The following is a 25995-nucleotide window of genomic DNA, read 5'->3' as shown; positions in this document are numbered from 1 at the left end:
ACGATCCCCTCTCTGTTCGTTGCGCGGCGCCTCCCACGGGATGTGGGGGCTCTCTTTATCCGCGGCCGTTGGACGGCAACCGAGAAAGCTTAGCACCTCACCGCCACCCGGGCCGTGGCCTCGTCGCAGTGCGACCGCCGACGTGATGCAGACTGTCTCCTCGTGCCGTCCTCCCATCTGATCGACATCACGCCGCTGCGCAAGTCGCCGGCGTACGCGCGCCTATGGGCGGGGCAGGCGGTCGCCGGCATCGGCGGGCAGATGACGATCGTCACCGTCGGTCTGCACATCTACGACCTCACCCAATCGACGCTGATGGTGTCGTTCGTCGGCGTCATCGCTCTGCTGCCGACCATCCTTGCGGGCCTCTACGGCGGCGCCCTCGCCGATGCGTTCGACCGGCGCACCGTGGCGCTCGTCGCCGCCGTCGTGTCGTGGCTCGCGACCGGAACCATCGCGACCCTCGCCTGGCTCGGGCTCGAGACGGTGGGCAGCCTCTATGCCCTCACCGCCATCACGGCCGCGTCATCGACGGTGCTCGGCGCGACCTTGCAAGCCATCACACCGCGCCTGCTTCCTCGCGAACTGCTGCCCGCCGCCGCGGCGCTCGGCGGCATCTCGGGCGGTATCTCGGTCACCATCGGCCCCGCCGTCGCCGGCGTCCTCGTCGCCCTCACCGGGTTCGCGTGGACGTACAGCATCGACGTCGTCCTCTTCCTCGCCACCTTCGCGGGCATCCTGCTGCTCCCCCGCCTGCCGCCCGAGCACCTGTCGACGCACACGCGGTTCGGTGCGATCGCCGACGGGCTGCGCTTCATCAAGGACGCGCCGAACATCCGGATGAACTTCCTCGTCGACATCGTCGCCATGGTGTTCGGGCAGCCGCGCGTGCTCTTCCCCGCCGCCGGCGCCCTGCTGCTCGGCGGCGACGCGATCACCGTCGGGGTGCTCACCGCCGCGTTCGCGATCGGGGCGCTGCTCGGCAGCACGTTCTCGGGCCGCCTCACCGGGCTGCGGATGCACGGCATCGCCATCCGCAACGCCATCCGGGTCTACGGCGTCTTCATCGCCGCGTTCGGGGTCGTGCTCGCGGTGGTGTCGTTCGGCGGGTTCTCGGTCGCGTCGGGTTCGACGGACGAGGTGGCCCGCTTCGTCGCCATCGGCTTCGCCGCCCTGATGCTCGCCGGGGCCGGGGCGTCCGACGAGATCAGCGCCATCTTCCGATCGACCATGCTGCAGGCCGCCGTTCCCGACCACTACCGCGGACGAATCCAGGGACTCTTCATCGTCGTCGTCAGCGGCGGCCCCCGCATCGGAGACCTCTACGTCGGCACGCTCTCGCTCATCGGGCTGCTCTGGCTGCCCCCGTTCGTTGGCGGCATCATCATCGTCCTGCTCGTCTCCGTGCTGGTGGCCCGAGCCCGCACCTTCAAGGACTACGACGCCCTCCACCCCGTCCCGTAGCTCCGCCCTTCGCCCGGCTCACTGACCAAATCAAGGAGTTCCGGGCGATATCGGCCCCGGATCGGCATGAACGTGTGACTAGGTCCCGCTTTTTCCTTGATTTGGTCGGTCCGACCCCATCCCGACGAGCCGATTCCTGACCGAATGCAGGAGAAACTGGTCGCGAGGCCCCTCAGCGGGGCCGAAATGGCCGTTTGCGGTGAAAATCTCCTGCATTTGGTCAGGCATCTGGGCTGAAGAGGTCGCTCGGCCGTCGAAGCGGGAGTCGGATGTCGACTCGGGTCCGGTCGCTGCGGGGTATGCGCCCGTCGCAACGGCAGGATGGGGGCATGACGACGGCCGACTCCCCCGCGCTCACCTCTCCCCGGAAGAAGTCGCCGCTCGGTCTGGTGGCGTTCATCGTCGCCGTCGCCGCGGTGCTGATCGGCACGATCCTGAGCCTTACCCAGGCCGCCGTCGTCGGCTCCGGCAACTACCAGATCATCGGCGTCTTCTCGGGTCTGCAGACCCTCGCCAGCGGAGTGCTCGGATTCGGCGCCACCGTGCTCGGGGTGATCGCCCTGCTGCTGCGCGGAACCTCCAAGCCGCTCGCCGCCGCAGCGACGGCGCTCGGGGCGTCGATCCTGCTCGGGGCCCTGACGGGGCTGCTCTACGGCGTCGTGGTCGGAATCTCCACGTCGCTCTGAGCCGTCGCGCCTGGGTTGGTTCGCAGCGGGGCACCTTAGCCTTCCGCGCATGACCGGGAACGCTCGATGATCGGCCGACGCGACTCTCCGCGCGGCGACGGGTCCGAGAGCGTCGGCGCCGGGATGGCGACCCTGGTGGTGAACGCGACCCTCAGCCGAATCGACGCTCTCGCCGCCGTCGCCCTCGCGGTCGACTCCACAGTCGTCGGGGCGTGGACGGCCGAAGCCCACGTTCCGCTTCCGGGCGGTGAGCGCGCCTACGTCGAGATCCCCCGCTTCGGGGAGCCGCCGCCTCTCGCCATCGATGTCATCAGCGATGAGGGCGTCGTCGAGGCGCGCACCGCGGCGCTCGCACTGCAGATCGCGCTCGGTCAGGTCACCCCGTGGGAGATCCAGCCGACGTTCTGACGAGCCGGAATTGTCGCGCTGCGCTCTCGATACGCTCGTTCCTCGCTACTCGAGCCGTCTCGGTGCGCTTCGCTTACTCGACGACCGGGGGTGGGAGTTCCTCCGGTCGTCGAGTAGCGACGGAGGAGCGTATCGAGACGGGTCGAGTAAGCGAAGCGCATCGAGACCACAGCTCCGGGGTTACGACTGGTCCCTCCGTATCGCTTCGCTCAACGGGCGGGTCCTAGCCCGGTCGTCGAGTAGCGACGAAGGAGCGTATCGAGTCCCCCGCGCAAGCGTGCGCGGTGGGCCCAGGGTCGAGTGAGCGGAGCGCAGCGAGACCACGGTTGCCGGAGTGCGGAACTGCGCTCTCGATACGCTCGTTCCTCGCTACTCGAGCCGTCTCGGTGCGCTTCGCTTACTCGACTACCGAGGGTGGGAGTCGGGCCTCCGTATCGCTTCGCTCAACGAGCGGGTGTCGGTCGTCGAGCAGCGACGGAGGAGCGCATCGAGACCACAGTGGGCATGCTCTCGATGCGCTCGTTCCTCGCTTACTCGAGCCGTCTCGGTGCGCTTCGCTTACTCGACGACCGAGGGTGGGAGTCGTGCCTCCGTATCGCTTCGCTCAACGAGCGGGCGAGTCCGCTGCCCTACGCGTCAGGGTTCTTCGATGCGCGCTGTTGCTTCAGTCGGGCGTTCTCGTCGCGGACCTTCGCCTGGGTGGCGCGCTCGGTGACCAGCCACTCGGGCATCTGCTCCAGCAGCGCCTTGATCTGCTCAGTCGTCAGCGCCTCATCGACGCCGCCGCGCGCGAGACCCGAGATCGACACACCCAGCTTCGCCGCCACCACCGGGCGGGGATGCGGGCCGTTGCGGCGCAGCTCCGCCAGCCACTCGGGGGCGCTCTCGGTCCATTCGGCGATCTCGCTGCGGGTGATCTCCCGCTCCTGCAGTTCGGCGGGCATCGCCGTGAGCAGCACACCGAGCTTCTTGGCCGCGGTGGTGGGCTTCATGGTCTGTTCTGCAGGTCGGGGCACGGCCCAAGGCTACCCTTGACCCCATGCCGGAGCCCGACGAGACCCGATCACGGGTCACCCTCATCGTCGGATTCGTCGCCGGGGTCTCCCCCGACAAATGGGCCCGCGTGTGGGCGGAGCGGATGCCGCACGTCGAACTCCGCCTCCGTCCCGTCGCCGCGGACGCCGCAGTCGCATCGCTGCGGGCGGGCAATGAGATGGTCTTCGCCCGGCTGCCCCTCCCCCCACGCGACCCGACGACGGGCGATCAGACGTCGGGCGACGAGGCGAGCGAGCTGCACAGCATCCCCCTCTGGGAGGAGACGCCCGTCGTCATCGCCCCCAAGGACCACCCGGTGAAGCTGTTCGACGCGGTGACCCTCGCCGACCTCGAGAGTGAGAACATGCTGGAGGGCGAGGACGACGCGACGCTCGACCTGGTCGCCGCGGGTGTCGGTCTCGCGCGGATGCCGCAGGCCGTGTTCCGCGCGAACGGCCGCCGCGACGTCATCGCCCGTCCGATCTCGGACGCCGAACCGACCCGCATCGCGCTGGTCTGGCCGGCAGGCGCCACCGACGAGGTGCTCGACGAGTTCATCGGCGTCGTCCGCGGCCGCACGGTTCAGAGCTCGCGCGGAGCCGCACCCGAGCCCGCGAAGGCGCAGCCGAAGAAGGGCTCCTCACCGCAGAAGTCGGGGAAGACCGGCGGGAAGGTGCAGAAGGGGCGGCCCGCGAAGGGCCGCGGCCAGGTCAACCGGGGAGCTTCTCGCCGAGGGCGATGAGCGTCTTCGCCCACGCGTCGTTCGCCGCATCCGCGTCGTAGGTGAACGAGTTGGTGTCGTTGAAGAACGCGTGCCCCACACCGGGATAGACCACGGAGGTGAAGTCCACGCCCGTCGACGCGAGCGAGGCGGCGAGCTCCGGCACGGTGCTCGTCACCCGCTCGTCGCCTTCGCCGTAGAACGCGAGCACCGGGGCGTGGATGTCCGCGAGGTTCGCGTGCGTCGGCGCGATGCCGTAGAAGGGCACGGCGAGACGGATGCGGGAGTCTCGCGAGGCGAGCGCCCACGCGTAAGTGCCCCCGAAGCAGAACCCCACGACCGCGAGGTCGCCCTCGTCGTCGAACTGGGCGTTCAGGTAGTCGGCGACCTGCTGCAGCACGTCGACCGCCCATTCCGCGTACTCGGGCGACGACGTCGCGCTGAACGCGTCGCGGAGGCGGGGCTGCGCCTCCGCGCGCACGGCGTCGTCGTCACTCGACAGGGCCGCCGTGAGCTCCGCGCCGATCTCCGGCGTGACTCCGGCGTTGCTCAGGATGTCCGGCGCGACGACGAGGTACCCCTCCGCCGCGAACCGGTCGGCGACGTCGGCGATGTGCTCGACCAGCCCCCAGATCTCGGAGATGAGGACGATGCCGCCGCGCGGTATGCCGGCGGGGTCCGCCCGGTAGGCGGCGATCCGACCGCCGGTGGTGTCGATCTCGATGTGCTGGCCCATGCGCGACATGATGCCACCACGCGCTGCCGCAGCGCTGAAGAGGGTCTGGCGGCTACTCGCTGAGCAGAGCGTGCACCCGGATGCCGGGCAGGGCGTCGCGTCCGCGGAGCTCGGGCAGCTCGATCACGACGCCGATGCCGACGACCTCATGACCCGCGCGCTCGAGCAGCCGACGCGATGCGGCGAGGGTGCCCCCGGTCGCGAGCACGTCGTCGATGAGCAGCACGCGCTGGGGCGCGACGAGACCGTCGACCAGCTGGAGGCTCGCGCTCCCGTATTCGAGGTCGTAGCTCTCGGTGAGGACGGGCGGCGGCAGCTTGCCCGCTTTGCGGATGGGCAGCGCCCCGGTGCCGGTGGCGACCGCGAGGCCCGCGGCCAGCACGAAGCCTCGCGCCTCGGCACCCGCGACGAGGGTGAAGTCGCCGCCGAACGGCTCGGCGAGCGCCTCGACGGTCGACCGGAACGCGTCGGCGTCGGCGAACAGCGGGCTGAGGTCGCGGAAGAGGATGCCCTGCTCGGGGAAGTCGGGGGTGAGAGTGGTGCTCGAGCGGACGATCTCGGCGGGGGTTCGGTGCTGCACCGCAGAAGCCTACCGGCGCGCGCCGCACGACCCCGGCGCGCGCGGCGACGATGCCATCACTCAGCCGCGACCGGGCAGAATGGCCGCGGGTCCGCTGCGAGGGGCAGCGCGCGAATCGAAAGGCGGGGCCGATGCTGTCCGTCGTCGTCGATGTGCTCCTCCTCGTCGTGCTGGTGTCCTACCTCGTGTACGGCTACCGGGCGGGCCTGCTGCGCAGCGCCTTCTCGATCGCCGGCGTCGTGGCCGGCGGCGCCGCGGCGGTGCTGCTGATCCCCCCGGTGACGGGGCTCATCGCGGATGCGCCGATCCGCCTCGTCGCGATCCTCGCTCTCGTCGTCGCCCTCATCGTCATCGGTGTCACCGCGGGCGGCGCACTCGGGCGGGCGCTTGCCCGCACCGTTCCGCGCGGCCCGCTGCGGACGCTCGACAAGGTCCTCGGCGCCGTCATCGGCGTCGTCGTGACCGCGCTCGTGGCGTCGATGGTCGCCTTCGGCGTCGGGTCGCTCGGCGTTCCACTGCTGAGCCCGGCGATCGCCTCCTCCGTCGTGCTGCGGACCATCGACACCGTGACGCCCGACCCGGTGAAGAGCGCGCTCGCCCAGGTGCGCTCCCTCGTCGTCGACGGCGGCATCCCGAGCATCTCGGAGGCGCTCGGCGGGCCGACAACCGCACCCGAACTGCCACAGCTGGGCACCGCATCGCAGGGCCTGCAGGCCGCCGCCCGCTCGGTGGTCCGCATCAGCGGCAACGCCTACGCCTGCGGTCAGAGCCAGACGGGAAGCGGGTTCCTCGTCGCGCCCGACCGCATCGTCACGAACGCGCACGTCGTCTCCGGCGTCGACCAGCCGGTCGTCGAGTCGCGGCAGGACGGTACCGTCAGCGGCCGCGTCGTCTACTTCGACCCGGTCGACGATCTCGCGGTCATCGCCACCGACGGGTTCACCGCCCCCGCCCTGCCGTTCGGCACGAACCTCGCGCCGGGCAGCGACGCCGTCGCCGACGGCTATCCGTTCGGTGGACCGTTCACCACGAAGCCGGCGAACGTCATCTCCGTGCAGCCCCTCCAGGTCAGTGACATCTACGGCGATTCGAAGTCGCCGCGCGAGGTGTACACGCTCGCCGCCGACATCCAGCAGGGCAACTCGGGCGGCCCGCTGCTCGACCTCGACGGAGCCGTCGTCGGCGTCGTCTTCGCGAAAGGCGCCACCACGGCGAACGTCGGCTACGCCATGACGATGACCGAGCTCTCGCCGGTGCTGGCAGCGGCCCCGACCCTCGAGGAGGGCGTCTCGCCGGGGGCCTGCATCTCGGGTTGACCCCGCCCCCGCCGCGGCGGGAGCAGAATGGATCCTCGTGACCGATTCCTCGCCCGCATCCTCGTCCACCGGAGACCGCGTCCGAGAGGTGGTGCGTCACGAGCTGGTGCGCCGCGACCTGACCGTCGTCCGCGTGGCCGACCTGACGGCGCAGATCCGCCGGGTCACCCTCGCGGGCGACGAGCTCGGCGGGTTCGTGAGCCTCGGACCCGAAGACCACGTCAAGGTGTTCTTCCCGTCGGAGGACGGTGAGCGCGTCATGCGCGACTACACGCCGGCGGTCTTCCGCGAGGTGGGCGAGAGCGGCGGCCCCGAACTCGACCTCGACTTCGTGGTGCACGGCGACACCGGCCCGGCGACCGCGTGGGCCACGGCCGCGGAACCGGGATCGACCCTGTCGATCGGCGGTCCGCGCGGCTCCCGGCTCGCACCCCGCGGCTACCGCCGCTTCGTCCTGCTCGCCGACGCGAGCGCCCTGCCCGCGCTCAGTCGGTGGGTCGAGGCCGTGCGATTCGACGCCGAGGTGATCGCGTTCGTGCAGTCGAACGACGACCGGATCCTCGACTACCCCGTACCGACGGGCGACAGGGTGGCGATCACGCGCATCGCGACGGGTGAGGCGGCGGCGCTCACCGCGCTCGCCGGTCTTCACCTCGATGCCGACACCTACGTGTGGGCGGCCGGGGAGGCGACCGCGCTCATCCCCGTGCGCCGTCGTCTGCGCCGCGAACTCGGGCTCTCACGCGACCGGGTGAAGGTCGACGGCTACTGGAAGCTCGGCGTCGGCGGACTCGACCACCACGCGCCGCTCGACCCCGAAGACCCCGAGGACTGATCGGCCGATCGCAGAGGACGCCGGATCAGGCGGGCCGCTGCAGCGCGGCGGCCTCGGCGCGCCTCGCCTGCGCGAGCCGGCGGGCCTTCGGTGCGGTCACGATGAGCACCAGCAGCGCGCCGATCACGGCGCCCGAGGTATTGGAGACGATGTCGCGCACGTCGGCGACGCGCGACGTGAAGAACAGCAGTTGGGCGAGCTCGATCGCGCAGCTCAGCACGAACGACAGCAGCATGGCCGCCCACCACCGGCGCCGCCCGAAGAGCAGCACGAAGAACATGCCGATCGGGGCGAACATGGCGACGTTCGCGAGGAACTCGACGTCGGCGTAGTCGATCCAGCGCGTGCCCGGGATGCGGTCGAGCAGATCGAGGATCTGCCACACGAGCCCGTCGGTGCCGTCGCCGAGGGGCAGCTCGGGTGACAGGGTCAACCAGCCGACGAACGCGAGGTACGCGAGGGTGACGAGCGACAGGATCGGGTGGCGGAGGAACATGACGCGGCTCAGCTCACTTTCAGCACGGTGAGACGCTGCGTGGCGCGGGTGAGGGTGACGTAGAGCGCGCTGACCCCGCGGGGCTCGGCCGCGACGATGCCGTCGGGGTCGACGGCGACGACGGAGTCGAACTCGAGACCCTTCGCGGTGCGCGGCGACATGACAGACACCGACTGGCTGAGGCTCGCGCTGCCGAGACCGATGGAGGCCCCGAACTCGTCGTGGAGCGCCGCGTGCAGCTCGCCGACGAGCGCTTCGGGAGCGATCACGGCGAGGGTGCCCGGGTCGGGGAGCATCCGATCGGCGCGGACCGCCTCGACCAGCGACGGCACGAGGGCCCGCTCGGTGACGGTCAGCTCGCGAGGCTCCCACTCCGACTCGCGCACCGACTGCGAGGAGGTGACGTTCAGGCCGAGCTCCTTCGCGGTGCGCTCCGCAAGCGCGGCGATCTGGGTGGGCGTGCGGTAGTTGACGGTGAGCTCCTCGAGCCGGAACTCGGCGCCGAGCGACCGGATCGCATCCGACCAGTTCGACGCGGCGACAGGGGAACTGGCCTGCGCGATGTCGCCGACGATCGTGAACGAGCGAAGCGGGGCGCGGCGGCGCAGCAGCCGCCACTGCATCGGCGAAAGCTCCTGCGCCTCGTCGACGACGATGTGTCCGAAGGTCCACGACCGGTCGGTCGACGCCCGCTCGGCCGCCGTCAGACGCGGACCCGACTCGGCGAAGCCGTCGGCGAGCGCCTCGGCGCTGACGAGACCTTCGACCCCCATGTTGCGGATCGCGTTCTCGGCGTTCTCGATGTCGAGGGCGCGCTGGCGGCGCTGAGCGGCCTCCGCGGCGGCGTTCGCGGCAGGCGCTTCACCGAGCAGTTCGGCGGCTTCGTCGAGGAGCGGGATGTCGGAGATCGTCCACGCGGCGCCGCGGTCGCGGTGCAGCAGGGACCGCTTCTGCTCGTTCCACGACGGGGTGAGGCTCGCGAGCCACTGGGGACGCGCGTAGAGGTCGCCGAGGAGCTTCTCCGGCGTGAGCGGCAGCCAGGCGGTGTTGAGCAGCACCCGCACGTCCTGACTGGAGCGGACGTCCTCGCGGAGCATCCTGACGTCCTCGTCGTCGATGGTGTCGCCGCGGCGGCGCAGCCGGGCCGAGAGCTCGGAGGTGAGGGCCGCGAGGGCGTGCGAGACGAAGGTGACCCGTGCCTCGTTGTGCGGCTTCCTGCTGTCCTGGGCGCGGCGGATCGCCTTCGCGATGAGCTCGGGCGAGACGTCGATGCTCTCGCCGTTGACCTCCACCGTCTGCGTCTCAGTGGGCACGACCTGGCGGGAGTGCACGGCGCGGCGCAGCAGCTCGGTCATGCGGGGCGATCCCTTGAGGGCGGCGACGTCGGCGGGGTCGTCGGCCTGCGCGTCGATGCCCGGGTACAGCGACCCGAGACTCGAGAGCACCACCCCGGTCTCGCCGAGCGAGGGCAGCACCTGTTCGATGTAGCGCAGGAAGCTGCGCGAGGGGCCGACGACGAGCAGCCCGGACGAGGCGAGTCGGTCGCGGTGGGTGTAGAGCAGGTACGCGGCCCGGTGCAGGGCGACGGCGGTCTTGCCTGTTCCCGGCCCGCCCTGCACGACGAGGACTCCGCGAAGGTCGGAGCGGATGATGCGGTCCTGCTCGGCCTGGATGGTCGCGACGATGTCGTGCATGCGCCCGGTGCGCTGCGCGGTGAGGGCCGCCATCAGCGCGCTCTCGCCGCTGAGCGGCCGATCGGGGTCGCCGAGGTCGCCGAGGAGTTCGTCCTCGATGCGGGTGATGCGACGGCCGTCGGTGCTGAGGTGACGGCGGGCCCGCACTCCGAGGGGTGTCGCCGCCGTCGCCTGGTAGAAGGCGCTGGCCTGCGGCACGCGCCAATCGAGGAGGAGGGGCTGCAGGTCGGCGTCGCGCAGACCGATGCGACCGATGTAGCGGTAGTCGCCGCCGTCGGACTCGAGGCGACCGAAGGCGAGGCGGTCGTCGACCTCGCGCAGCTGCGCGATGCGGTCCTCGTAGATGCGCGCCATCGCGTCGCGTTCCGACCGACTCTGGTGGGTGCCGCCCTGCGGACCGAGACGCACGCGGTCGAGTTCGCTGCGAGCCTCGGCTTTGACCGTGTCGAGCCGCGCGTAGAGCGCGTCGAGATAGCGCTGCTCGGATTCGACCTCGAGCGCGAGCTTCGCCTCGACTGGCTGGGACTGCGTCACCTGTCACACCCCTTGAGAATTCAGGGCAACGAGTCTACAGGCGCTGGGTGACCGGAGGGCGAGCGACGAGCCGGGTCAGCAGGCCGCGGGACCGGTGCACTCGGTGCCCGTGCTCGTGTCGACGAGCCGTCGGACCGCCTGCTCGAGACCGTCGCGTTGATCGGCGTCGAGAGCGTCGAAATGGCTCTGCAGCACCTCGCCGTGCCCGTCGAGGGCGCGGGCTCCGGCGGCCGCGCCGTCGTCGGTCAGCACCACCCAGGTTCCGCGCAGATCGGTCGGGCAGTCCTGGCGCACGACGAGGCCGCGCGACTCCATGCGGGTGACCTGATGCGAGAGGCGGCTCTTCTCCCATCCGAGCAGGTCGCCGAGGTCGCGGGCGCGGAGGCGTTTCGCGTCTTCGCGTGCGAGAACGGTGAGGATCTCGAAGTCGGCGACGGAGATGCCGGCGTCTTTCTGCAGGCGCTGCTCGAGCGAACGCTCGACGCGCTGGCGCAGCACGACGATGTCGCGCCAGAGCGCGAAATCGGTGCTGGACGTCGTTGCAGCGGGCATCGATCGAGTGTACCGCAGCGAAGTTGACATGTCACCGATTAGGCCTAAGGTTGACGCGTCACCCAAACCGTCCCTCAAGGAGAACCGTGTCACACACCACTGACGACCTTCGCATCGGCGTCATCCTCGGCAGCACTCGGCCCGGCCGCAACGGCGAGCCCGTCGCCCGCTGGGTCCTCGAGCAGGCGTCCGAGCGCGACGGCGTCACCTACGAGCTCGTCGACCTCGCCGACTTCCCGCTGCCGCACCTCGACGAGCCGGTTCCGCCGTCGATGGGCCAGTACACGAAGGACCACACCCAGGCGTGGGCGCGTGCCGTCGCGAGCTACGACGGCTTCGTCTTCGTGACCCCCGAGTACAACCACTCGACCTCGGGTGTGCTGAAGAACGCGCTGGACTACGTCTACGCCGAGTGGAACAACAAGGCGGCCGCCTTCGTCAGCTACGGCTCCGTCGGCGGTGTCCGCGCCGTCGAGCACCTGCGCGGCATCGCATCCGAGCTGCAGATCGCGCACGTGCGCCAGAGCCTGTCCTTCTCGCTCGTCACCGACTTCGAGAACTACAGCGTCTTCACGCCCGGAGCGCACCACGCCGGGATGGCGCAGACGATGTTCGACCAGCTCGAGAGCTGGACCGAGGCGATGCGCCAGGTCCGCGTCGAGCGACTCGACGCCGCCGCCTGAGCGAGCGTCCCTTCCTGAAGACACGCCGTGCGGCGCGATGCGCTCTTGACGAAGCGCACGGGTCAGGCGCAGTCTGAAGACCTGAAAGAGAACCCACCGGGCCAGGTTGGGTCGGAGGCATCGCCCCGCCACTGGTCGGTGGGTTCTCTTTTTACTCCGCGGTCGGCGCGAGCGCCGAGGTCAGCTGACGCCGAGCAGGTCGATCACGAAGATCAGGGTCTTGCCCGAGAGCGGGTGACCCGCTCCAGCGGGACCGTAGGCGAGAGCCGGCGGGATGGTCAGCTTGCGGCGTCCGCCGACCTTCATGCCCGGGATGCCCTCCTGCCATCCCGCGACGAGGCGGTTCAGCGGGAAGTTGATGGACTGGCCGCGACTCCACGACGAGTCGAACTCTTCGCCGGTCTCGTATTCGACACCGAGGTAGTGGACGTTGACCGTCGAACTCGCGGCGGCGGCGGGGCCGTCGCCTTCCACGATGTCGACGATCTCGAGGGTTTCCGGCGCCGGCCCTTCAGGCGCGTCGATTTCGGGCTTGGCATTCAGATCGGTCATCACTCAAGTCAAGCGAGAATGGCACCGTGGAGCAACTCGTGGCGCTGTGGGCCCGGATCAGCGCCGAGAGTCCCGCACTCGACCCGGTCGTGGTCGCTGGCTGCCTGCTCGCGGCGCTCGTGGTGGTCGTGTTCTCACCGGTCTGGCGGCTCGCGCGGCACTCGATCACGATCGTGCACGAGGCGGGGCACGGCTTCGCAGCGACCCTCACCGGGCGGCGACTGAGCGGCATCCGCCTGCACTCCGACACGTCCGGCGTGACGGTGAGCGTCGGGAGACCGCGCGGGATCGGCATGGCGCTCACGCTTCTCGCGGGCTATCCCGCTCCGGCGTTCGTCGGCCTCGGCGCGGCCTCGCTGATCGGCATCGGACACGCGACCGGGGTGCTGTGGGCGGTGCTCGCCCTACTCGTCCTGGTGCTCATCCAGATCCGCAACTGGTTCGGGCTCTGGTCGGTGCTCGTCGTCGGCACCCTGGTCTTCGCGGCGACCTGGCTGCTCGACCCGTTCTGGCAGGCCGTCGTCGCGACCACCCTCGCCGGATTCCTGCTCGCCGGTTCGCTGCGCGCGACCCTCGAGCTGCAGACCTCACGCCGGCACGAGGGTGCGGGCCGCGGGCGCGGCGATTCGGACGCGGACCAGCTCGCCCGCCTGTCGGGTGTGCCGGGGTTGGTCTGGGTCGGCGTCTTCCTCAGCCTCGCCCTGCTCTGCGCCGCAGGCGGCGTCGTTCTGCTGCTCCGCCTGCCCGTGATCCTGCCGGTCTAGCCGAGGAGTGCGCGCCGATCCGCGACGATGGCCTCGAGCAGCGCCCGTTCGTCGGGGGTCGCCCCGATGGCCGCACGGCCGACGAGGGCGCGCTGCCGTGCGTGAGCGAGGCTCGTCGCGTGGCGCAGGAAGGCGCGCATCGCCGCGGGCTTGTCCGGCAGACCCGGGACGTGCGGCTGCGCCCTGGCCCACGCGAGTGCGCGGCGGCGCCCGTCGTGACCCGCGACGAGGTCGACCTCGCCGGGCGTGAACCAGCCGACCCCCGCGTAGTCGGCGAGGCGGGCTCGCGTCAGTCGCCGCTCGTGCACCCGAAGGGTGACGACGATCGCGACCCAGGCGGCGAAGATCGGCACCTGTACGAGAAAGTAGTAGCCGATCACGTTCGACACGACGAGCAGGGCGCCGTTCCACAGCGCATGCAACGCGACGGCGGGGATGAGTCCCAGCAGGAACCAGCCGAGCGCTCCGAACGCTCCCGTGCGGCGCGAGGCGAAGCCGAGGGCGAGGCCCGTGCACGAGGTGAAGATGACATGCGCGAACGGCGAGAACAGTCCGCGCAGCACGAACACGGGAACCAGCCCGCCCGCGCCGCTTTCGACGAGGGTGCTGCCGAAGTAGAGGATGTTCTCGGTGAAGGCGAAACCCGCCGCGACGGTCGCCGCGTAGACGAGACCGTCGACGGGGCCGTCGAAGTAGCGCCTGCCCGCCCCGAGCACGAGCAGCACCCCGAAGCCCTTGGCGAGCTCCTCGATGATGGGGGCCTGGACGACGCTCGCCGTGAGGTCGTTCTGCAGGGTCACCCCGGTCGCTGCGGAGGCGATCTGCACACCGAGGTCGAACACGAGCGCGACGGCCACCGAGACGCCGGCACCCCAGAGGAAGGCGAACCAGAGCGCGGATCTCGGCTCGGGCTCCCACCGGTCGATCCACCGGATCGCGAGCAGCACCAGAGCGAGCGGGACGAAGGCGACGACGGTCGCGAAGACGACCCCGGCGATGCCGAAGCTCAGCGCCAGGTAGGCGAAGACCGCGAGCAGCAGCAGACCGCCGAGCGCGATGCCGATCGCGACCAGCACCGTCGGAAGGACCGTCGACGGACGGGCCTCGACCGGGACTCCTGCGCTCGGAGGATCGTCGTGCGTCGGGATGAGGGGTGCGGTCACGGGGGTCATGCTATTGCCGCGGGCGGCGCCCGTCCTGATGATCCGGCTAACCTTCCTGATCGATGCACCGACGGACACCGCACACCACTCGAGCGACCCTGTCGGCGGCGGCGATGGCGCTCCTCCTCGCTCTCAGCGCCTGCGGCACGTCCTCGACCGAGGGGCCGCCGCCGCAGTCGGCATCGCCCGCGCCGACGGCCACCGAGGCGACTCCGACCCGCGCCGCGGTCGACGCGGCGGCCGTCGCGGCGTCGATCACCGCGCTGGAGCAGGAGTACGGGGCACGCGTCGGCGTGCACGCCGTCGACACCGGCGATCGTCGCACCGTCTCCCATCGCGCCGACGAGCGGTTCGAATTCGCGTCGAGCATCAAGGCATTCCTCGCCGCGGCGCTGCTCGCGACCGCCTCCGACGCCGAGCGCGCCACCACCGTGCGCTGGAGCGAGCAGGATGTCCAGGGCGCCGGCTACTCCCCCGTCACGTCCGAGCGCGTCGGCACCGGCATGACGCTCGACGAGCTCGCGGAGGCGTCGGTGCGCCAGAGCGACAACACCGCGACGAACCTCGTCTTCGCCTCTCTCGGCGGCCCGCACGCGTTCGAGGGTTTCCTCGCCGAGCACGGCGATGACGTCACGTCGTCCGCACGGACCGAGCCCGGCCTGAACGATGTCACCGCGGGCGACGACCGCGACACGACGACCCCGAGGGCCTTCGCGGCCGATCTCGAGACCTTCCTCCTCGGCGACGGTCTGGCGCCGGCGGATCAACAGACGCTGCTCGAGTGGATGTCGGGCAACGCCACCGGCGACGCCCTGATCCGCGCCGGCGCACCCGCCGGATGGGCGGTCGCCGACAAGTCAGGGGGTGCCGGACCGATCCGCAACGATGTGGCGGTCGTCCACCCGCCCGGACGCAGCCCGATCGTCGTCGCGGTCCTCACGACGAGACTCGACCCAGAAACCGACTACGACGACGCCCTCGTCGCGCGGGCGGCGTCCGTGGTGCTGTCGGCGCTCGCGAACTGACCCTCGAACGGCGTCGATCAGCCCGCGAAGCTGCGCACCGGCACTCCCGCCGTCCTCGTGCGCACGGCGAAGATCGCACCCGACGACGGGTGCTGCTGCAGTTGGTCCTCGGTGAGGTTCTCCCGCGCGGTCGTGATGAAGAGCGTCGACAGGTCGTCGCCGCCGAACGCCACCGATGTCACATTTGGCACCGGCAGGTCGAGGACCCGTTCGACCTCGCCGTCGGGCGAGATCCGCACGACGCAGCCGTCGCCGTAGACGGCACCCCAGAGGAATCCGTCGCGATCGAGAGTGAGGCCGTCGTGACTGCGGCCGGAGACGAACGGGAACAGTTCACCGAGCCCGGCGTCCGGCGACCAGGTCGCGCGGTGGATCGTCTCCGCCGAGGTGTCGGTCACGTACGCCGTGCGGTCGTCGAGCGACCATTCGAAGCCGTTGGCGGTGCCGAAACCGCCCTTCAGGGTCGTCGCTCCCCGAGCCGTCACGAGATAGACGGCGCCGTCGGGATCGCCCTCCGTCACATCCATCGATCCCACCTGGAACGCTCCGGACGGGTCGCACTTGCCCTCGTTGAGTCGGATGCCGTCGTGCGCATGCTCGATGACCGCGATCTCGCGTCGGCTACCGCCCTCCGCGTCGGTGAGCACGACGCGGTCTCCGAGCGCGACGACGTAACCGCCGCCCTCCCGCGGCGCGAAGGAGGCGAGCGGCGGCGGGAAGCGGATCACCTGGTCATCCGAACCGTCGGAGTCGCCGTCCAGCGCGGCCCGATGCAGGGTTCCGGTCGTGATGTCGCACCAGTGCAGGTGCCCGTCCGACCACCACGGGCTCTCGCCGAGCACAGCCCGCGCGTCGCGCCACACCCGCAGCGGGCCGTCGAAGAGTTCGGGGCGGTCGGAGGACGCAGACGTCATAGCCGCGAGTCCACCAGCAGCGTCTGGGTCCTCTCGGAGTATTCACTGGACACTCAGTGACCACTTCCTAGAGTGCCCCCATGGATCTCGGAATCACGGGCAAGAAGGCACTCGTCAGCGGCGGAGACTCCGGCATCGGCTGGTCGACCGCGCGCACCCTCATCGCCGAAGGCGTCACGGTCGTCCTCACCGACCTCGACCAGGGGCGGCTCGACGCGGCGATCGAACGCCTCGGAGCCCCGGAGGGCATGGTCTTCGGGTTCGCGGCCGACATCACCGACGTGGCCTCGGTCGCGGCGCTCCATGACAGCGTGCAGAGCGCGGTGGGCGACATCGACATCCTCGTCCAGTCGGCCGGCATCACCGGAGCGCAGGGCTACTTCCACGAGATCGACGACAAGGGCTGGGTGGACACGATCGAGACCGACCTGCTCGGCCCGGTCCGTCTGGTCCGGCAGTTCCTGCCCTCCCTGCGGAAGGGCGGATGGGGTCGCCTCGTCTTCCTCGCCTCGGAGGACGCCGTCCAGCCGTACGACGACGAACTGCCCTACTGCTCGGCCAAGGCGGGCATCCTCGCGCTCGCCAAGGGCCTGTCGCGCACCTACGCGAAGGAAGGGCTGCTCGTGAACGCCGTCTCCCCCGCGTTCATTGAGACCCCGATGACCGACGCCATGATGGACAAGCGCGCGGGGCAGCGCGGAACCGACAAGGACGAGGCGATCGCCAGCTTCCTCGACGAGGAGCGCCCCTACATGGAGCTGAAGCGACGCGGAACCGCCGACGAGGTCGCCGCGGTCATCGCTTTCCTGTGCAGCGATCTCGCCTCGTTCGTGAACGGATCCAACTATCGCGTCGACTCCGGATCGGTCGCCACCATCTGAACAGATCCCGCCGGTCTCCTGGGAGCAGCCTCAAGAATCGGTTTCCGGCTAGGCGGCCCGGATAGCGTCGCTTCGCGGCGCGATGACTGCGCACGCAAGTCGAACGGATCCCCAATGACTCCCCAACATCGCAGCCCGGTACTGTCAGAGCTCCAGTACGACCAGACGCGTCAGTACCACCCGTTCGCCCGGCAGGTCCGCGACGGCGAGTGGCTCGTGCAGCCGCCCACGTCCAAGGCTCCGATCGGAGTCGTCCGATCGCAGTATCGCGCCGACGGCGCCCTCGAGTTCGCCGTCTACAGCTGGATCGCGGGCAGCGCCTCCACCGTCCCGTTCGACGAGACCCACCCGACGCTGTTCCACGCCGTGTCGTGGCTGCGCTGGCGCCTCGGGGCCCGGATCAGCTGACCGCGGCGGCCGACTGGCCGCCTCCGACGCTCTACGATTCGCTATGCCGGAGTCCTCTGACCGGGTCGATGCCGACCCCACCGACGGTCGCAACGAGACCGCGACCGAGCGGCTCGACCGCAACTGGAACGAGATTCTCCAGGAGCTGCGGGTCACTCAGACGGGCACGCAGATCCTCACCGGATTCCTGCTGACCCTGGCGTTCCAACCGCGCTTCAGCGACCTCGACGCGTACCAGGTGGACGTCTACCTCGGTCTCGTCGTACTCGCAGCGCTCAGCACTGCACTCGGTCTCGCGCCCGTCAGCCTCCACCGGGCACTCTTCCGCAAGAAGGCCAAACGCGAGATCGTCGCCCTCGCCGACCGGCTGCTCCAGGTGACACTGCTCTGCGTCGGCCTGCTGATCACCGGAGTCGTGCTGCTCATCTTCGACGTCGTCGTCGGACGCACCGCCGGTGTCGTCGCGGGGTCGATCACCCTCGTGCTGCTCGCGCTCGTCTGGCTCGCGCTGCCGTTCTGGAACCGACCGCGCGGCGGGCGCCCCGGCGGCGCAGCCGACGACCCGCGCTAGGCGCCTTTCTTCTTCTTCGCGCGAGACTGCTCGACGCTGCGCTTCAACGCCTCCATGAGATCGAGCACCTCGCCGCCGTCCTCGTCCTCGTCGCCCTCGCCGAAGGTGGCCGCGGTGTCGAGAGACTCGCCCTGCTCGAGCTTCGCATCGATCAGCTGACGCAGCTGCGCCTGGTAGTCGTCGCTGAACTTCGACGGCTCGAAGTCGCTCTCGAAGCTCGCCACGAGCGAGGCCGACATCTTGAGCTCTCGATCCGAGATCTCCACGTCGCCCTTCAGCGACGGGAAGCCGGCCTCGCGCACCTCGTCGTCCCAGAGCAGGGTCTGCAGCAGCAGCACGTCGTCCATGACGCGGAGGGCGGCGAGGCGGGTCTTCTGTCGCAGCGCGAACTTCACGATCGCGGTGCGCTCGCTCTCTTCGAGAGTGCGGCGCAGCAGTACATACGCCTTCGCCGACTTCGAGTCGGGCTCGAGGTAGTAGCTCTTGTCGTAACGGATCGGGTCGATCTGATCGCTCGGCACGAACTCCACCACGTCGATCTCGCGGCTCTTCTCGACGGGGAGGCTCTTCAGATCCTCGTTCGTGATCACGACGGTCTTGTCGCCGTCGTCGTAGGCCTTGACGATGTGCTCGTAGTCGACGATCTCGCCGTCGATCTCGCAGCGACGCTGGTAGCGGATGCGCCCACCGTCCTTGTCGTGGACCTGGTGCAACGGCACGTCGTGATCCTCGGTGGCCGAGTAGACCTTGACGGGCACGTTGACGAGCCCGAACGTGATGGCGCCCTTCCAGATGGACCTCATGAAACCTCCTGGTTACCGCCTAGTATCACGGGTCCGGCTGAGCGGAAGGTAGCGTTTGGCAAATGGCCGAGCCCGCACAGACCGTCACCGTCGACGGCCGCCGCCTGCGCATCACCAATCTCGACAAGGTGCTCTACCCCGAGACGGGCACGACCAAGGCCGATGTGCTCGACTACTACGCCCGCGTCGCCGAGGTGCTGATCCCCCATGTGCGCGACCGTCCTCTGACCCGCAAGCGCTGGGTGCACGGTGTCGGCACCGACTCCTCGCCCGGCCAGGTCTTCTTTCAGAAGAACCTCGACGACGGCACGCCCGACTGGGTGGCCCGCCACGACATCCAGCACTCGAGCGACCGCAAGACCTATCCGGTGGCGAACGATCGAGCCACCCTCGCCTGGCTCGCTCAGGTCGCCGCGCTCGAACTGCACGTGCCGCAATGGCGGTTCGGGCGGAACGGCCAGCCCAAGAACCCGGACCGGCTCGTGCTCGATCTCGACCCCGGTGAGGGCACGGGTCTCGCGGAGTGCGCAGAGGTGGCCCGATGGGCGCGCGAGATCCTGGAGGGCGTCGGGCTCGAGCCGTTCCCCGTCACGAGCGGCAGCAAGGGCATCCACCTCTACGCGAAGCTCGACGGCAGCCGGTCGAGCGACAAGATCTCCGAGTTCGCCCACGAGCTCGCGCGGGCCCTCGAGGCCGACCACGCCGACCTCGTCGTCAGCGACATGAAGAAGACGCTGCGGGTGGGCAAGGTCCTTGTCGATTGGAGCCAGAACAACGCGGCGAAGACGACCATCGCGCCGTACTCGCTGCGTGGTCGCTCCCACCCGACCGTCGCCGCGCCGCGCACGTGGGACGAGCTCGACGATCCCGACCTGCACCATCTCGACTACCGCGAGGTACTCGAACGCGTCGCGACGATCGGCGATTCGCTGCGGGCGGTCGAACCCGATCCCGGCGCCGGACTCGAACCCACCCCCGAGACGATGGCCACGTTCGAGCCGACGCCCGAGGCGCGCGACCGTCTCGTCACCTACCGCAGCATGCGCGACGCGGCGAAGACGCCCGAGCCGGTCCCGGCCGAGCCCTCCATCCCGTCCGACGGTCGCAGCTTCGTGATCCAGGAACACCACGCGACGCGTCTGCACTACGACTTCCGGCTGGAGCATGACGGCGTGCTCGTGTCCTGGGCGATCCCGAAAGGGGTGCCGACCAGCCCGAAGGAGAACCACCTGGCCGTGCACACCGAGGATCACCCCCTCGAGTACGCGACCTTCGAAGGCACGATCCCGAAGGGCCAGTACGGCGGTGGCACCGTCACCCTCTGGGACACCGGCACGTACGAGCTCGAGAAGTGGCGCGACGACGAGGTGATCGCGATCCTCCACGGCAGGCCCGACGGCGGACTCGGCGGCGAACCGGTGAAGGTCGCGCTGATCCGAACGGCGCGCGGCGGTGACGAGAAGAACTGGCTCGCGCATCGGATGGAACCGCATCCCCACGCCCACAAGACGGAGGCTGGGTCGTCGTCCAAGACCGCGGCGTCGAAGAGCACAGCGTCGTCGAAGAGCACAGCGTCGTCGAAGAGCGCGGCGTCGTCGAAGAGCACAGCGTCGTCGAAGGGCGGCGCGAAAGGAACGGCGGCGAGCGCCGCGACGGCGCTGGAGGCCGGTCCGATGCTCGCGACCCTCGGCACCGAGTCGACCGTGTCGACCGGTGAGAGCTGGGTCTTCGAGATGAAATGGGACGGCATCCGCGCGCTGGTCGACGTCGACCGGGGACGCACCGACCGGAACGTGATCCTGACCAGCCGCAACGGCAACGACCTCACCGCGGCCTACCCGGAGCTTGCGGCCATCGTGGACGCGGTCGACGGCGACGAGGCGATCCTCGACGGCGAGATCGTGGCGCTCGACGCGGCGGGACGCCCCGATTTCGGGCTGTTGCAGAAGCGGATGAACCTGCAGGGTGCCGCGGACATCGGTCGGGCGCGGCGTGACGTCCCGGTGCGCTTCGTGGTCTTCGACCTCCTCGCCGCGGGCGACCGTTCACTGCTCGGCGCCCCCTACGACGAGCGTCGCGCCCGGCTCGAGGAGATCGTCGAGGGCACGTCGGTGGTCCAGGTGCCGGCGGTGTTCGACGGCGAGGACACGAGCGTCGACGAAGCCATGGCGGCGAGCAGATCGCTACGGCTCGAAGGGGTCGTCGCGAAGAAGCGGTCGTCGACCTACTCCCCCGGCAGACGGTCGGGCGCATGGATCAAGCTCAAGCATCACGGCACGCAGGAGGTCGTCGTCGGCGGTTGGCGACCCGGGCAGGGGCGGCGCGAGGGCGGGCTCGGCTCGCTGCTGCTCGGCATCCCCGGCGAGAACGGGCTCGAGTACGTGGGCAAAGTCGGTACCGGGTTCGCCGACCGCGACCTCGACGAGATCGCGGCGCGCCTCCGACCGCTCGCGCGGAAGACCTCGCCGTTCGTCGACGTGCCGCGTCTGGACGCCCGAGACGCGCACTGGGTGACCCCGAGCCTCGTCGGCGAGGTCGAATACGCCGAGTGGACCGCGACCGGTCGGCTGCGACAGCCGTCGTGGCGAGGGTGGCGCACCGACAAGAGCGCCGACGACGTCGTGAGGGAGACCCTGTGACCGTTCGCGTCCGTCCCGGGCGACGCGAGTGGTGGTACGTGGCGAAGCGGACGGGGCACAGCCTCGTCCGGCATCGGGTGATCGACTCCGCCGCCGCGCTGACCTTCTTCGCGGCGCTCACCCTCTTCCCGTCGTCGCTGTCGGTGATCTCCGCGTTCTCGTTGGCGGGGGGCGACAGTCGCGCGGTCGGCTTCATCGAGGATCTCGTGAGCGAGGTGGCCAACGGCGACGCCGTCGATTCGTTGCGGGGTCCGCTCGAACAGCTGACCTCGCTCAGCAATCCCGGGATCGGCCTCGCCTTCGGTCTCGCGCTGACGCTCTGGACCAGCTCCGCCTACGCGACGGCGTTCGGGCGCGCGACCAACACCTTCTACGGCGTTCAAGAGGGTCGCCGCATCTGGAAGTTCCGGGCGCTCATGCTCGTGGTGGCCGCGATCCTCGTCGTGGGCGCCGCGGTCGTCGTGGTGCTGGTCGCCGGCACGCCCCGGGTCGCCGAGGCGGCGGCCGAGGTGCTCGGAGTCGGCGAGCCGTGGGTGTCGGTCTGGCTGTGGGGACGGTGGCCCGTGCTCGTCGCCCTCGTCTGCGCGCTGATCGCCCTGCTCTTCTTCTGGACCCCCGCGATCGAACGGCAGAGCGTTCCGCTGTTCTCGTGGGGTTCGGTGCTCGCGCTCGCCGGATGGGCGCTCGCCACCCTCGGGTTCCTCGTCTACGTGACCGGCTTCGCCCACTACGGCGAGGTGTACGGCTGGCTCGGCGGTGCGCTCGTACTCCTGCTCTGGCTCTACCTCACCAACTTCGTGCTCCTCGCCGGAGCGGCGCTCGACGCCGAGACGGTGCGCATGCGGCAGCTGCTCGACGGCGTCCCGTCGGAATCGGTCATCAAAGTGCCGATGCGCGACACCAGCCGCAACCTCGCCATCGCCCGCTCGCTCGCCGCGGACGAGGCCGAGGGCGCGGAGATCCGCGAGCGCGCCGACGCGGCACGGCGCTCGTCGGCGAAGCATCTCTGAGGCAACTCCCACCCGGTTCTCCGGCAGCCGGTTCTAGGCTCCCTGCATGAGCACTGAAAGCCAGCCGAACCCCGCCGAGAAGGACGTCGAGCACGACTTCTCCATCCCCGAAGACGCCGATTTCACGACGCCGGGCAACCCGATCGAGAACGACGAGCACGTCGCCGAAGAGGTCGACGACGAGGTCTCGAACGACGACGCCACCCCCGGCAACCCGCTGGAGCGCTGAGGTGCGCCTGCGACTGCTGTTCGTCGTCGGCGCCGCGGTCGGCTTCGTCCTCGGGTCCCGTGCGGGGCGTGAGCGCTACGAGCAGATCAAGGAGCGAGCGGACGAGGCCTGGCACGATCCGCGCGTGACGAAGGCGCGCGACGACGCCGCCCGGTTCGTCCGCGAGAAGGCCCCGGTCGTGGCGGATGCGGCGAAGGATGCCGCGGCGAAGACCGCCGAAGTGACGAAGGACGTGGCCGCGAAGGCCGCCGGCGCCACGAAGGACGCCGCGACCAAGACCGCGGAGGCGACGAAGGATCTCGCCGACAAGGTGACGGGCGCGGCGAACGACGCGAGCCATCGAGTGACCGAACGCATCGAGGACGTGCAGAAGCGGGTGTCCGACGCCGCGGACGACCTCCGCGACGGCGTCGAGGAACGCAGCGACAAGGCGCTCCGCAACGCGGCCGCGCGACGCGACGACGCCCTCGCCGCGCTCGACGAGGACGATGAGGACGACCCGTCGATCGGGCCGGTCGACGCCCCCGCCGACGCCGACACCGACACCGACACCCGAAGCTCGGACGCGTCCACCGACACGGACAACCCGCTGTCGGACTCGAGCACCACCCGATGAGGGCGCTCACCTGGCAGGGGTCGACGAAGGTCTCGGTCGAGACCGTTCCCGATCCCACGATCATCGAGCCCACCGACGCCGTCATCCGGGTAACCTCGACGGCGATCTGCGGCAGCGACCTGCACCTCTACGACGTCATGGCGCCGTACCTCGCGAAGGGCGACATCCTCGGCCACGAGTCGATGGGCGTCGTCGAGGAGGTCGGGCTCGGGGTGACGAACCTCGCGCCCGGCGACCGGGTCGTCGTGCCGTTCACCATCTCGTGCGGCACCTGCTTCTTCTGCGCCCAGGGGCTGCAGAGCCAGTGCGAGACCTACCAGAACGTCGACCACGGCACCGGGACCGACCTCTACGGCTACACCGAGCTCTACGGTTCGGTGCCGGGCGGCCAGGCCGAATACCTGCGCGTGCGGCGAGCGGACTACAACCCGATCAAGGTCGGCGCCGATCTCCCGGACGAGCGCTACCTCTTCCTCAGCGACATCCTGCCGACGGCCTGGCAGGGCGTGCAGTACGCGAACGTGCCCGCCGGCGGGACCCTCGCGGTGCTCGGGCTCGGCCCGGTCGGCCAGTTCGCGACCCGCATCGGCAAGCACCTCGGCTACCGGGTGCTCGCGGTGGAACCCGAGGCCGAACGCCGCGCCATGGCCGAACGTCACGGCATCGAGACGTTCGACCTGACCGACACCGTGTGGGACGAGCTGCGCGACCTCACCGACGGCCGCGGACCCGACTCGGTCATCGACGCGGTCGGCATGGAGGCGCACGGAAACCCGGTCGCCTCCTTCACGCACAAGCTGGTTCCTCTGCTGCCCGAACGCATCGCGAAGAAGATGATGGAGACGGCGGGCATCGACCGGCTCGCGGCCTTGCACGCCTCGCTCGACCTCGTCCGCCGCGGCGGAACGGTCTCGCTGTCGGGCGTGTACGGCGGAAGCGCCGACCCGCTGCCGCTGCTCTACATGTTCGACAAGCAGGTGGCGCTGCGCATGGGTCAGTGCAACGTCAAGAACTGGATCGACGACCTACTGCCGCTCGTCGAAGACCCGTCCGATCCGCTCGGCGTGATGGACCTCGTGACCCACTCGCGCCCGCTGGAGCAGGCTCCGGAGATGTACGAGACGTTCAAGCACAAAGAGGACGGCTGCATCAAGGTGGTCCTCAAGCCGTAACGGATTGCCGCACGACGCTCGCGCCGTCGTCTCGTCCGATCACCGATCGGCGGGCGGCGGCGCTTGCGGATGCGAGGGCGGCAGAACGGGAATCGGCGCGGTGTGCAGCGGCGCACCCGACAGCGCCTCGGGCGCGAGCAGCCGCGTCACCTCCTGACGAGTCAACAGCCCCTGCTCGACGACGAGGTCCGCCACATCTCGGTCGCCCGAGAGCGCCTGCTTCGCGAGAGCCGCGGCCGCCGCATAGCCGATGTACGGGGTCAGGGCGGTGATCACGCCGACCGACGAGGCGACCATCTGATCGAGGCGCGGCCCATTCGCGGTGATGCCGTCGACGCAGTTCACCCGCAGGGTGCGGCAGCCGCGACGCAGCCAGCTGAGCGACTGGAGCAGGCTGTGCGCGATGACGGGCTCGAACGCGTTGAGCTGCAGCTGGCCCGCTTCGGCCGCCATCGTCACCGTCACTTCGGCGCCGGCGATCGAGAACGCGATCTGGTTGACCACCTCGGGGATGACCGGATTCACCTTGCCGGGCATGATCGAGGACCCGGCCTGCCGCGGTGGCAGGTTGATCTCACCGAAGCCGGCCTGCGGGCCCGACGCCAGCAGTCGGAGGTCGTTGCAGATCTTCGACAGCTTGATCGCGGAGCGCTTCAGCGCGCCGGACACGCTCATGAAGACACCCGCGTCGGAGGTGGCCTCGACCAGGTCGCCGGCCGTCTCGTGCGCGAACCCGGTGACATCGCGCAGATGCCTGTTTACCGCCTCGGCGTAACGCGGGTCGGCGGTGATGCCGGTGCCGATCGCAGTGGCGCCCAGGTTGTGCTCGAACAGCAGCGGAAGCGTCTCACGCAGGCGGGCGTGGTCCTCGCCGAGCGTCACCGAGAATCCCCGGAACTCCTGACCGAGGGTCATCGGCACGGCATCCTGCAGCTGCGTGCGGCCCACCTTCAGCTGATGGGCGAACTCGACGCCCTTCTGGGCGAACGCGATCCGCAACCGGTCGAGTTCGTCGACGAGGCCGATGATGCCCTGGCAGAGCGCGATCTTGAGAGCAGTCGGATACACGTCGTTCGTCGACTGGCTGCGGTTGACGTCGTCGATCGGGTGGATGTGCTGGTAGTCGCCCTTCGCGAATCCCGCGAGTTCGAGCGCACGATTCGCGATCACCTCGTTGGCGTTCATGTTGGTGCTCGTGCCGGCGCCGCCCTGGATGATGCCGACGACGAACTCGTCATCGAGGAGCCCCGACCGCACGTCCTCGCACGCGGCCCCGATGAGCGCGCCTCGCTCGGCGTCGATGACACCGAGCTCGATGTTGGCGCGGACCGCCGCGAGTTTCACGGCGCCGAACGCCCGCACGAAGTCGGGATACACGGAGATCGGTCTGCGCGAGACGGGGAAGTTCTCAAGCGCTCGCGCCGTGTGGATGCCCCAGTAGGCGTCGGCGGGGATGGTCATGCTCCCCAGGGAATCGGTCTCGGTCCGGGTTGCCTGCATCATCGCGT

28 protein-coding genes are annotated in these 25995 nt (G+C 69.9%); 17 read left to right on the top strand and 11 right to left on the bottom strand.

Annotated features, from left to right (window positions below):
* The first annotated feature begins 162 nt into the window (after positions 1-162).
* The 3 genes from NGH83_RS04635 (at position 163) to NGH83_RS04625 (ending at position 2558) form a co-directional block, all read left to right on the top strand.
* Complete coding sequence (locus NGH83_RS04635; protein ID WP_251857899.1) at positions 163-1464, top strand: MFS transporter; 1302 nt, start codon at positions 163-165, stop codon at positions 1462-1464.
* A 329-nt stretch (positions 1465-1793) separates the two neighbouring features.
* Positions 1794-2150 (top strand): hypothetical protein, encoded by a 357-nt coding sequence (locus NGH83_RS04630; protein ID WP_251857898.1) that lies wholly within the window; start codon positions 1794-1796, stop codon positions 2148-2150.
* 66 nt (positions 2151-2216) lie between these two features.
* Positions 2217-2558, top strand: coding sequence for a hypothetical protein (locus tag NGH83_RS04625; protein ID WP_251857897.1), 342 nt, complete (start codon positions 2217-2219; stop codon positions 2556-2558).
* 629 nt (positions 2559-3187) lie between these two features.
* Here NGH83_RS04625 and NGH83_RS04620 read toward each other — a convergent pair.
* A complete protein-coding gene (locus NGH83_RS04620) occupies positions 3188-3550 on the bottom strand; it encodes a DUF5997 family protein (RefSeq protein WP_251858452.1) in 363 nt (120 codons plus the stop codon).
* A 47-nt stretch (positions 3551-3597) separates the two neighbouring features.
* Between NGH83_RS04620 and NGH83_RS04615 the strand changes: the two genes are divergently transcribed.
* Positions 3598-4335 carry a LysR family transcriptional regulator substrate-binding protein gene (locus NGH83_RS04615; RefSeq protein WP_251857896.1) on the top strand — a complete coding sequence of 246 codons (738 nt, stop codon included), beginning with the start codon at positions 3598-3600 and terminating at the stop codon, positions 4333-4335.
* Here NGH83_RS04615 and NGH83_RS04610 read toward each other — a convergent pair.
* Together NGH83_RS04610 and NGH83_RS04605 are read right to left on the bottom strand one after the other, a co-directional pair.
* A complete protein-coding gene (locus NGH83_RS04610) occupies positions 4304-5050 on the bottom strand; it encodes a dienelactone hydrolase family protein (protein ID WP_251857895.1) in 747 nt (248 codons plus the stop codon). The two genes, NGH83_RS04615 and NGH83_RS04610, sit on opposite strands and share 32 nt — an antisense overlap.
* Before the next feature lie 52 nt (positions 5051-5102).
* On the bottom strand, positions 5103-5630 hold the full coding sequence (locus NGH83_RS04605; protein ID WP_251857894.1) for an adenine phosphoribosyltransferase: 528 nt from the start codon (positions 5628-5630) through the stop codon (positions 5103-5105).
* A gap of 131 nt (positions 5631-5761) precedes the next feature.
* Here NGH83_RS04605 and NGH83_RS04600 point away from each other — a divergent pair, with 131 nt between their 5' ends.
* Both NGH83_RS04600 and NGH83_RS04595 read left to right on the top strand, forming a co-directional pair.
* Complete coding sequence (locus NGH83_RS04600) at positions 5762-6946, top strand: MarP family serine protease (protein WP_251857893.1); 1185 nt, start codon at positions 5762-5764, stop codon at positions 6944-6946.
* Positions 6947-6983: 37 nt separating this feature from the next.
* Positions 6984-7781, top strand: a complete 798-nt coding sequence (locus NGH83_RS04595; RefSeq protein ID WP_251857892.1) for a siderophore-interacting protein — start codon at positions 6984-6986, stop codon at positions 7779-7781.
* A gap of 25 nt (positions 7782-7806) precedes the next feature.
* Here NGH83_RS04595 and NGH83_RS04590 read toward each other — a convergent pair whose 3' ends face one another.
* The 3 genes from NGH83_RS04590 to NGH83_RS04580 form a co-directional block, all read right to left on the bottom strand.
* A complete protein-coding gene (locus tag NGH83_RS04590) occupies positions 7807-8277 on the bottom strand; it encodes a VanZ family protein (protein ID WP_251857891.1) in 471 nt (156 codons plus the stop codon).
* An 8-nt stretch (positions 8278-8285) separates the two neighbouring features.
* Complete coding sequence (locus tag NGH83_RS04585) at positions 8286-10505, bottom strand: UvrD-helicase domain-containing protein (RefSeq protein WP_251857890.1); 2220 nt, start codon at positions 10503-10505, stop codon at positions 8286-8288.
* Between the two features lie 75 nt (positions 10506-10580).
* A complete protein-coding gene (locus NGH83_RS04580; RefSeq protein WP_251857889.1) occupies positions 10581-11057 on the bottom strand; it encodes a MarR family winged helix-turn-helix transcriptional regulator in 477 nt (158 codons plus the stop codon).
* 86 nt (positions 11058-11143) lie between these two features.
* Here NGH83_RS04580 and NGH83_RS04575 point away from each other — a divergent pair, with 86 nt between their 5' ends.
* Positions 11144-11740: an NADPH-dependent FMN reductase gene (locus NGH83_RS04575; protein WP_251857887.1), complete on the top strand. Its 597-nt coding sequence runs from the start codon at positions 11144-11146 to the stop codon at positions 11738-11740.
* A 180-nt stretch (positions 11741-11920) separates the two neighbouring features.
* Here NGH83_RS04575 and NGH83_RS04570 read toward each other — a convergent pair whose 3' ends face one another.
* Positions 11921-12292, bottom strand: coding sequence for an FKBP-type peptidyl-prolyl cis-trans isomerase (locus tag NGH83_RS04570; RefSeq protein ID WP_251857885.1), 372 nt, complete (start codon positions 12290-12292; stop codon positions 11921-11923).
* A 26-nt stretch (positions 12293-12318) separates the two neighbouring features.
* Here NGH83_RS04570 and NGH83_RS04565 point away from each other — a divergent pair, with 26 nt between their 5' ends.
* Positions 12319-13056, top strand: coding sequence for a M50 family metallopeptidase (locus tag NGH83_RS04565; RefSeq protein ID WP_251857884.1), 738 nt, complete (start codon positions 12319-12321; stop codon positions 13054-13056).
* Here the strand turns inward: NGH83_RS04565 and NGH83_RS04560 are convergent.
* The gene (locus tag NGH83_RS04560) at positions 13053-14228 is read right to left on the bottom strand and encodes a PrsW family intramembrane metalloprotease (protein WP_371872749.1); all 1176 of its coding nucleotides are present in this window, start codon (positions 14226-14228) and stop codon (positions 13053-13055) included. The genes NGH83_RS04565 and NGH83_RS04560 overlap by 4 nt on opposite strands.
* Positions 14229-14281: 53 nt before the next feature.
* Here NGH83_RS04560 and bla point away from each other — a divergent pair, with 53 nt between their 5' ends.
* A complete protein-coding gene (gene bla, locus NGH83_RS04555) occupies positions 14282-15244 on the top strand; it encodes a class A beta-lactamase (protein ID WP_251857882.1) in 963 nt (320 codons plus the stop codon).
* Positions 15245-15261: 17 nt separating this feature from the next.
* Here the strand turns inward: bla and NGH83_RS04550 are convergent, their stop codons facing one another.
* Positions 15262-16158, bottom strand: coding sequence for an SMP-30/gluconolactonase/LRE family protein (locus tag NGH83_RS04550; protein WP_251857881.1), 897 nt, complete (start codon positions 16156-16158; stop codon positions 15262-15264).
* A gap of 80 nt (positions 16159-16238) precedes the next feature.
* Between NGH83_RS04550 and NGH83_RS04545 the strand changes: the two genes are divergently transcribed.
* The 3 genes from NGH83_RS04545 (at position 16239) to NGH83_RS04535 (ending at position 18018) form a co-directional block, all read left to right on the top strand.
* Positions 16239-17039, top strand: coding sequence for an SDR family NAD(P)-dependent oxidoreductase (locus NGH83_RS04545; protein WP_251857880.1), 801 nt, complete (start codon positions 16239-16241; stop codon positions 17037-17039).
* Between the two features lie 114 nt (positions 17040-17153).
* A complete protein-coding gene (locus NGH83_RS04540; protein WP_251857879.1) occupies positions 17154-17447 on the top strand; it encodes a hypothetical protein in 294 nt (97 codons plus the stop codon).
* Positions 17448-17490: 43 nt separating this feature from the next.
* Positions 17491-18018, top strand: a complete 528-nt coding sequence (locus NGH83_RS04535; protein WP_251857878.1) for a DUF6328 family protein — start codon at positions 17491-17493, stop codon at positions 18016-18018.
* Here NGH83_RS04535 and NGH83_RS04530 read toward each other — a convergent pair.
* Complete coding sequence (locus NGH83_RS04530; protein WP_251857877.1) at positions 18015-18821, bottom strand: Ku protein; 807 nt, start codon at positions 18819-18821, stop codon at positions 18015-18017. The two genes, NGH83_RS04535 and NGH83_RS04530, sit on opposite strands and share 4 nt — an antisense overlap.
* Before the next feature lie 62 nt (positions 18822-18883).
* Between NGH83_RS04530 and NGH83_RS04525 the strand changes: the two genes are divergently transcribed.
* The 5 genes from NGH83_RS04525 to NGH83_RS04505 are packed head-to-tail and all read left to right on the top strand — an operon-like array spanning position 18884 to position 24487.
* Positions 18884-21460, top strand: a complete 2577-nt coding sequence (locus tag NGH83_RS04525) for an ATP-dependent DNA ligase (RefSeq protein WP_251857876.1) — start codon at positions 18884-18886, stop codon at positions 21458-21460.
* The gene (locus tag NGH83_RS04520; protein WP_251857875.1) at positions 21457-22470 is read left to right on the top strand and encodes a YihY/virulence factor BrkB family protein; all 1014 of its coding nucleotides are present in this window, start codon (positions 21457-21459) and stop codon (positions 22468-22470) included. Before NGH83_RS04525 ends, NGH83_RS04520 begins: the two co-directional genes overlap by 4 nt.
* 46 nt (positions 22471-22516) lie before the next feature.
* Positions 22517-22699 (top strand): hypothetical protein, encoded by a 183-nt coding sequence (locus tag NGH83_RS04515; RefSeq protein ID WP_251857874.1) that lies wholly within the window; start codon positions 22517-22519, stop codon positions 22697-22699.
* A 1-nt stretch (position 22700) separates the two neighbouring features.
* Positions 22701-23315: a hypothetical protein gene (locus NGH83_RS04510; protein WP_251857873.1), complete on the top strand. Its 615-nt coding sequence runs from the start codon at positions 22701-22703 to the stop codon at positions 23313-23315.
* Positions 23312-24487, top strand: a complete 1176-nt coding sequence (locus tag NGH83_RS04505) for a zinc-dependent alcohol dehydrogenase (protein ID WP_251857872.1) — start codon at positions 23312-23314, stop codon at positions 24485-24487. Before NGH83_RS04510 ends, NGH83_RS04505 begins: the two co-directional genes overlap by 4 nt.
* A 39-nt stretch (positions 24488-24526) precedes the next feature.
* Here the strand turns inward: NGH83_RS04505 and NGH83_RS04500 are convergent, their stop codons facing one another.
* Positions 24527-25987 (bottom strand): aspartate ammonia-lyase, encoded by a 1461-nt coding sequence (locus NGH83_RS04500; protein ID WP_251858451.1) that lies wholly within the window; start codon positions 25985-25987, stop codon positions 24527-24529.
* Positions 25988-25995: the final 8 nt, after the last annotated feature.

It is taken from the genome of Herbiconiux sp. L3-i23 (genome assembly GCF_023734115.1).
Classification (GTDB): domain Bacteria; phylum Actinomycetota; class Actinomycetes; order Actinomycetales; family Microbacteriaceae; genus Naasia.
This window is presented reverse-complemented; position numbering and strand designations above follow the sequence as displayed.

What these genes read in the sequence shown, in the direction of transcription:
- NGH83_RS04505 (WP_251857872.1), top strand. Translation starts at nt 23,312, where the DNA reads ATGAGGGCGCTCACCTGGCAGGGGTCGACGAAGGTCTCGGTCGAGACC.
- NGH83_RS04560 (WP_371872749.1), bottom strand. Translation starts at nt 14,228, where the DNA reads ATGACCCCCGTGACCGCACCCCTCATCCCGACGCACGACGATCCTCCG.
- NGH83_RS04545 (WP_251857880.1), top strand. Translation starts at nt 16,239, where the DNA reads ATGGATCTCGGAATCACGGGCAAGAAGGCACTCGTCAGCGGCGGAGAC.
- NGH83_RS04540 (WP_251857879.1), top strand. Translation starts at nt 17,154, where the DNA reads ATGACTCCCCAACATCGCAGCCCGGTACTGTCAGAGCTCCAGTACGAC.
- NGH83_RS04630 (WP_251857898.1), top strand. Translation starts at nt 1,794, where the DNA reads ATGACGACGGCCGACTCCCCCGCGCTCACCTCTCCCCGGAAGAAGTCG.
- NGH83_RS04550 (WP_251857881.1), bottom strand. Translation starts at nt 16,158, where the DNA reads ATGACGTCTGCGTCCTCCGACCGCCCCGAACTCTTCGACGGCCCGCTG.
- NGH83_RS04615 (WP_251857896.1), top strand. Translation starts at nt 3,598, where the DNA reads ATGCCGGAGCCCGACGAGACCCGATCACGGGTCACCCTCATCGTCGGA.
- NGH83_RS04515 (WP_251857874.1), top strand. Translation starts at nt 22,517, where the DNA reads ATGAGCACTGAAAGCCAGCCGAACCCCGCCGAGAAGGACGTCGAGCAC.
- NGH83_RS04570 (WP_251857885.1), bottom strand. Translation starts at nt 12,292, where the DNA reads ATGACCGATCTGAATGCCAAGCCCGAAATCGACGCGCCTGAAGGGCCG.
- NGH83_RS04610 (WP_251857895.1), bottom strand. Translation starts at nt 5,050, where the DNA reads ATGGGCCAGCACATCGAGATCGACACCACCGGCGGTCGGATCGCCGCC.
- NGH83_RS04535 (WP_251857878.1), top strand. Translation starts at nt 17,491, where the DNA reads ATGCCGGAGTCCTCTGACCGGGTCGATGCCGACCCCACCGACGGTCGC.
- NGH83_RS04500 (WP_251858451.1), bottom strand. Translation starts at nt 25,987, where the DNA reads ATGCAGGCAACCCGGACCGAGACCGATTCCCTGGGGAGCATGACCATC.
- NGH83_RS04625 (WP_251857897.1), top strand. Translation starts at nt 2,217, where the DNA reads ATGATCGGCCGACGCGACTCTCCGCGCGGCGACGGGTCCGAGAGCGTC.
- bla (WP_251857882.1), top strand. Translation starts at nt 14,282, where the DNA reads ATGCACCGACGGACACCGCACACCACTCGAGCGACCCTGTCGGCGGCG.
- NGH83_RS04525 (WP_251857876.1), top strand. Translation starts at nt 18,884, where the DNA reads ATGGCCGAGCCCGCACAGACCGTCACCGTCGACGGCCGCCGCCTGCGC.
- NGH83_RS04580 (WP_251857889.1), bottom strand. Translation starts at nt 11,057, where the DNA reads ATGCCCGCTGCAACGACGTCCAGCACCGATTTCGCGCTCTGGCGCGAC.
- NGH83_RS04590 (WP_251857891.1), bottom strand. Translation starts at nt 8,277, where the DNA reads ATGTTCCTCCGCCACCCGATCCTGTCGCTCGTCACCCTCGCGTACCTC.
- NGH83_RS04530 (WP_251857877.1), bottom strand. Translation starts at nt 18,821, where the DNA reads ATGAGGTCCATCTGGAAGGGCGCCATCACGTTCGGGCTCGTCAACGTG.
- NGH83_RS04620 (WP_251858452.1), bottom strand. Translation starts at nt 3,550, where the DNA reads ATGAAGCCCACCACCGCGGCCAAGAAGCTCGGTGTGCTGCTCACGGCG.
- NGH83_RS04600 (WP_251857893.1), top strand. Translation starts at nt 5,762, where the DNA reads ATGCTGTCCGTCGTCGTCGATGTGCTCCTCCTCGTCGTGCTGGTGTCC.